The organism is Burkholderia sp. LMG 13014, assembly GCF_905232215.1.
GTDB lineage: Bacteria > Pseudomonadota > Gammaproteobacteria > Burkholderiales > Burkholderiaceae > Burkholderia.
Window position 1 is genome coordinate 1 of sequence record NZ_CAJNKE010000501.1, and the last position, 4,323, is coordinate 4,323.

The 4,323-nt window shown below is 66.8% G+C and carries 5 protein-coding genes; 2 read left to right on the forward strand and 3 right to left on the reverse strand.

The window, feature by feature from the left end; translation table 11 throughout:
* Positions 1-561: hypothetical protein (locus tag JYJ84_RS29615; protein ID WP_205189838.1), on the forward strand; the 561-nt coding region annotated here is incomplete at its 5' end.
* A 149-nt stretch (positions 562-710) separates the two neighbouring features.
* Here JYJ84_RS29615 and JYJ84_RS29620 read toward each other — a convergent pair.
* From JYJ84_RS29620 to JYJ84_RS29630, 3 genes are read right to left on the reverse strand one after another with little or no spacing between them, the layout of a single operon-like run.
* Positions 711-890: a hypothetical protein gene (locus tag JYJ84_RS29620; RefSeq protein WP_122948200.1), complete on the reverse strand. Its 180-nt coding sequence runs from the start codon at positions 888-890 to the stop codon at positions 711-713.
* A complete protein-coding gene (cydB, locus tag JYJ84_RS29625; protein WP_089451661.1) occupies positions 862-1,869 on the reverse strand; it encodes a cytochrome d ubiquinol oxidase subunit II in 1,008 nt (335 codons plus the stop codon). Before cydB ends, JYJ84_RS29620 begins: the two co-directional genes overlap by 29 nt.
* Before the next feature lie 30 nt (positions 1,870-1,899).
* On the reverse strand, positions 1,900-3,312 hold the full coding sequence (locus JYJ84_RS29630; protein ID WP_122948199.1) for a cytochrome ubiquinol oxidase subunit I: 1,413 nt from the start codon (positions 3,310-3,312) through the stop codon (positions 1,900-1,902).
* A gap of 492 nt (positions 3,313-3,804) precedes the next feature.
* Between JYJ84_RS29630 and JYJ84_RS29635 the strand changes: the two genes are divergently transcribed.
* Complete coding sequence (locus JYJ84_RS29635) at positions 3,805-4,131, forward strand: hypothetical protein (protein WP_122948198.1); 327 nt, start codon at positions 3,805-3,807, stop codon at positions 4,129-4,131.
* Positions 4,132-4,323 lie beyond the last annotated feature (192 nt).

Genomic DNA, 4,323 nt, shown 5'->3' on the forward strand with positions numbered 1-4,323 from the left:
GGATGCGCGACGAAACCCGAGAACGAGCGGCAGATCGGCGATGGCGGATCGCTGGTGCGCTACAGCTCGAGCCAGACCGAAGTCGACCTGACCGATACCGAGCAGCAGGCGCTGCGCATGCTCAGCGACCGCCGCTATGCGGATGCGACGCAGGCGCGCGCGCTCGACGCGGTGGCCGGCGTGCTGCGCGCGCAGGGTTATGCGCCGGTGATGGTCGATCGAGAGTCGGGGCTGGTGGAAGCGGGGCGCAGCGATACGCTGATCCCGAAGTGGCGTCAGCTGTTGCGCGGTGCGCTGAAGGCCCGCATCGGGATGCTGCCGGTCAAGCCCGATCATGAGCGCGTGGCCGCGATCGTGACGGTTCGGGCGGGGCGGGACGTGCGCGTCGCCGACGCGCATGTCGCAGACGCGCATGTCGCAATCGTGCGTGCACGATTCGATCGCACGGTGTGGGACAGCGCCGGCGATTCGCGGACCAAGACCGTGATGGAGCCCGAGTATTACCAGGCGTTCTTCACGGAAGTGGACAAGGCGATGTGCGCGACGAAGTGCGAGCGGTGAGCTGGGAGCGCGCCGGGACCTGAGAGGCGGGACCTGAGAGGCGGGAAGTGCGATCGCCGCGGCAGCGTGCCGGCGGCGATCGCGGTGCGCCGGCGGCGGGATGCGCGGAATGGATCCGGCATTCGCCCCGGCGTGCAACGCAGGGGGCGCTACTTCACCGCAAACAGCGTCAGGTTCATGAAGATCTTGAACGCATAGCCGAGCGTGACGGCGCCGATCACGCCGCCGGCCCACAGGACGATGAACCACATCCAGCCGCGCATGCGCGGCTTCGGCGCAGCGCTCTGGCGTTCGGCGGAATCAGTGGTGGTAGTAATGCTGGTCTTCATGGCGCACCTTGCCTCGGAATACCCAGTAACCCATCGTCGTGTAGGCGATGATGATCGGGAGGATAACCGCTGCGCCGACCAGCGTGAAGGTCTGGCTGGAACGCGGCGCTGCGGCTTCCCAGATCGTCATCGTCTGAGGAATCGCATACGGGAACAGCGTGACGAGCAGGCCGACGTAGCCGAGCAGCACGAGCGCCAGCGCGAGCACGAACGGGGTCATGTCATGCCGGTCGCGCACCGCGCGGCGCATCCACACCGCACACCCGGCGACCAGGAACGGCACCGGCAGCAGGCGCCAGAACAGCCCCGAATCGAACCAGCGCTGCGCGATGGCCGGATCCTGCAGCGGCGTCCACAGGCTGATGACCGCGATGAAGCCGAGCAGCACGACCGTCAGCGGCCACACGACGCGATGCAGGCGGCGTTGCAGGTCGCCTTCCGTCTTCGCGACGAGCCAGCAGCAGCCGAGCAGCGCATAGGTCACGATCAGGCCGAGGCCCGTCAGCAGGCTGAACGGCGTGAGCCAGTCGAAGGCGTCGCCCGCGAACACGCCGTCCTTCACGTTGATGCCCTGCAGGAACGCGCCGAGCGCGATCCCCTGGAACAGCGTCGCGCCGGCCGAGCCGCCGATGAACGCGAGATCCCACAGCTGCTTGGTGCGCCGCGCCTTCGCGCGGATCTCGAACGACACGCCGCGGAAGATCAGGCACACCAGCATGAAGATCAGCGGCAGGTACAGCGCGGACAGCACGGTCGAATAGACGATCGGGAACACCGCGAACAGCCCGGCGCCGCCGAGCACGAGCCACGTCTCGTTGCCGTCCCACACGGGTGCGACGGTGTTCATCATCAGGTCGCGTTCCTTCTCGTCCGGGAAGAACGGGAAGACGATGCCGATGCCGAGGTCGAAGCCGTCGAGCACGACGTACATGAAGAGCCCCAATGCGATGATCGCGGCCCAGATTACGGTGACGTCCATAGGTTTTCTCGTATGCGGAAAGAGTGGGGCTCAGACGGTCTCGAGCGGCTCGTCGACGGCCGACATCGGGCGGCGCGCGGTGTGATCGGGGCGCGTGTCGGGGGTGTCGTCGTGCTTCACGTCGGGCAGCGCGGGGCCGGCCTTCATCAGCTTCAGCATGTAGTACACGCCGGTGCCGAACACGAGGAAGTACACGATCACGAACGTCATCATCGACAGGCTGACCTGCTGCACCGACAGCGGCGATACCGCATGCGCGGTGCGCATCACGCCATACACGACCCACGGCTGGCGGCCTGCCTCGGTCGTCACCCAGCCCGCGAGCAGCGACACGAAGCCGGTCGGGCCCATCACGAGCGCGAAGCGCTGGAACCACTTCGATTCATACAGGCGGCCGCGGCGGCGCAGCAGCCACGCGAGCGCGGCGAGGCCGATCATCGCGAAGCCGAGGCCGACCATGATCCGGAAGCTCCAGAACACGACGGTCGAATTCGGGCGGTCTTCCGGCGCGAATTCCTTCAGGCCGCGGATCTCGCCGTCCCAGCTGTGCGTGAGGATCAGGCTGCCGAGGTGCGGCACCTTCACCGCGTAGCGGGTCGTTTCCGCCTTCATGTCCGGAATGCCGAACAGGTTCAGCGGCGTGCCGCCCTTCTCGGTTTCCCACAGCCCTTCGATCGCGGCAATCTTCGCGGGCTGGTGCTTCAGCGTGTTGATGCCGTGCTGGTCGCCGATCACGGCCTGCAGCGGCGCGAGCACGAGCAGCAGCCACAGCGCCATCGAGAACATCTTCTTCACGCCCTTGTCGCGGCGGCCCTTCAGCAGGTGCCAGGCGCCCGTGGCAGCCACCACCAGCGCGGCGACGATGAACGCGGCGATCGCCATGTGGAACAGGCGGTACGGGAACGACGGGTTGAAGATGATCGCGAACCAGTCGGTCGGCACGACGCGGCCGTCGACGATCTCGAAGCCCTGCGGCGTCTGCATCCAGCTGTTCGACGCGAGAATCCAGAACGTCGAGATCAGCGTGCCGATCGCGACCATCAGCGTCGCGCCGAAGTGCGCGCGCGGGCTCACGCGGTTCCAGCCGAACAGCATGATGCCGAGGAAGCCGGCTTCGAGGAAGAACGCGGTCATGACCTCGTACATCAGCAGCGGCCCGGTGACGGCGCCGGCGAAGCTCGAGAAGCCCGACCAGTTCGTGCCGAACTGGTAGCTCATCACGACGCCGGAGACGACGCCCATCCCGAACGCGACCGCGAAGATCTTCGACCAGAACAGGCAGAGGGTTTTGTAGTACTGCTTGCCGGTCTTCAGCCAGCGATATTCGAGCACGGCGATGAAGCTGGCGAGGCCGATGCTCAGCGCCGGGAAGACGATGTGAAAGGAGACGGTGAACGCGAATTGCAGGCGGGCCAGATCGAGGGCCGAAAGAGCGGTGTCCATACCAGTTGACCGAGGCTGACGATACCCGCCGGCGGGTGCCGGCGGACCCCGGCGGACGGGCGTCGGGGTTGGCTGGAGTATGTGCCGCGATGTTGCACCGCGAAATGTGCCAACTCGTCGCAGATGTCCAGCCCGTCGCGCGCATTTCCGGGGTAAATCGTTGATTCGTATCAAGAAGGCTGCTTGCGGCGCGCGCGGCCGTGGCGTGGCGGTCTGACGCACGTGCGTCAATATGGCGCGTCGCGTCATCGGAACGGTTCGGTGCGGACGCAAATGTCGCGTGATACCGCGCGGCACGGCGCCCGAACCGTTGCGGCGCGTTATCGCGTAACGGACACGGACGTACCGGCGGGCCGCGGCCGATGGGGTCTGTCACATTGGTAACGTCGCGCAACATTGGCGCGTGCGCCCGTAATGGATGACGGATCGTGTGCGGCGTAGCGTTCGGTATGTCGGGTTCGCATCGACGAACCGCCAGCCGGAGAACGTGACGTGAATGGATTGAAGCTCGCGCTGGGCGCGGCGGCCGCAGTGGCGATCGCGACGGGCGGCGTGGCGCATGCCGCCCGGGTCGGGGTCTATATCGGCCCCGGCTACCCGTATTACTACCCCGTCGTCCCGGCGCCTTACTACTACCCGCCGCCCGTCGTCGCGGTGCCCGTCGATCCGGGGCCGCCGCCCGAGTACGTCGAGAAGGGACAGCCGCAGGACGACGGCGACGCGAACCTCTGGTACTACTGCGACGCGTCGAAGCATTACTACCCGTATGTGAAGACCTGCAAGTCGGGCTGGCGATCGGTGCCGGCCCGGCCGCAGTGACGGAGGCGCGACGATGAAATCCGTTTTTCAATCTCTGCGCGTGCCGGCCGCGCTGGCGCTGGCCGGCCTGCTCGGCGCGTGCGCATACATGCCGACCGGGCCGAGCGTGATGGCGCTGCCCGGCACCGGCAAGTCGTTCGACCAGTTCCGCGCCGACGATGCGAACTGCCGTCAATACGCGTTCGAGCAATC

Excerpts from the sequence above, each read along its gene's own strand:
- JYJ84_RS29620 (WP_122948200.1), bottom strand. The coding sequence starts at position 890 with ATGAAGACCAGCATTACTACCACCACTGATTCCGCCGAACGCCAGAGC.
- cydB (WP_089451661.1), bottom strand. The coding sequence starts at position 1,869 with ATGGACGTCACCGTAATCTGGGCCGCGATCATCGCATTGGGGCTCTTC.
- JYJ84_RS29630 (WP_122948199.1), bottom strand. The coding sequence starts at position 3,312 with ATGGACACCGCTCTTTCGGCCCTCGATCTGGCCCGCCTGCAATTCGCG.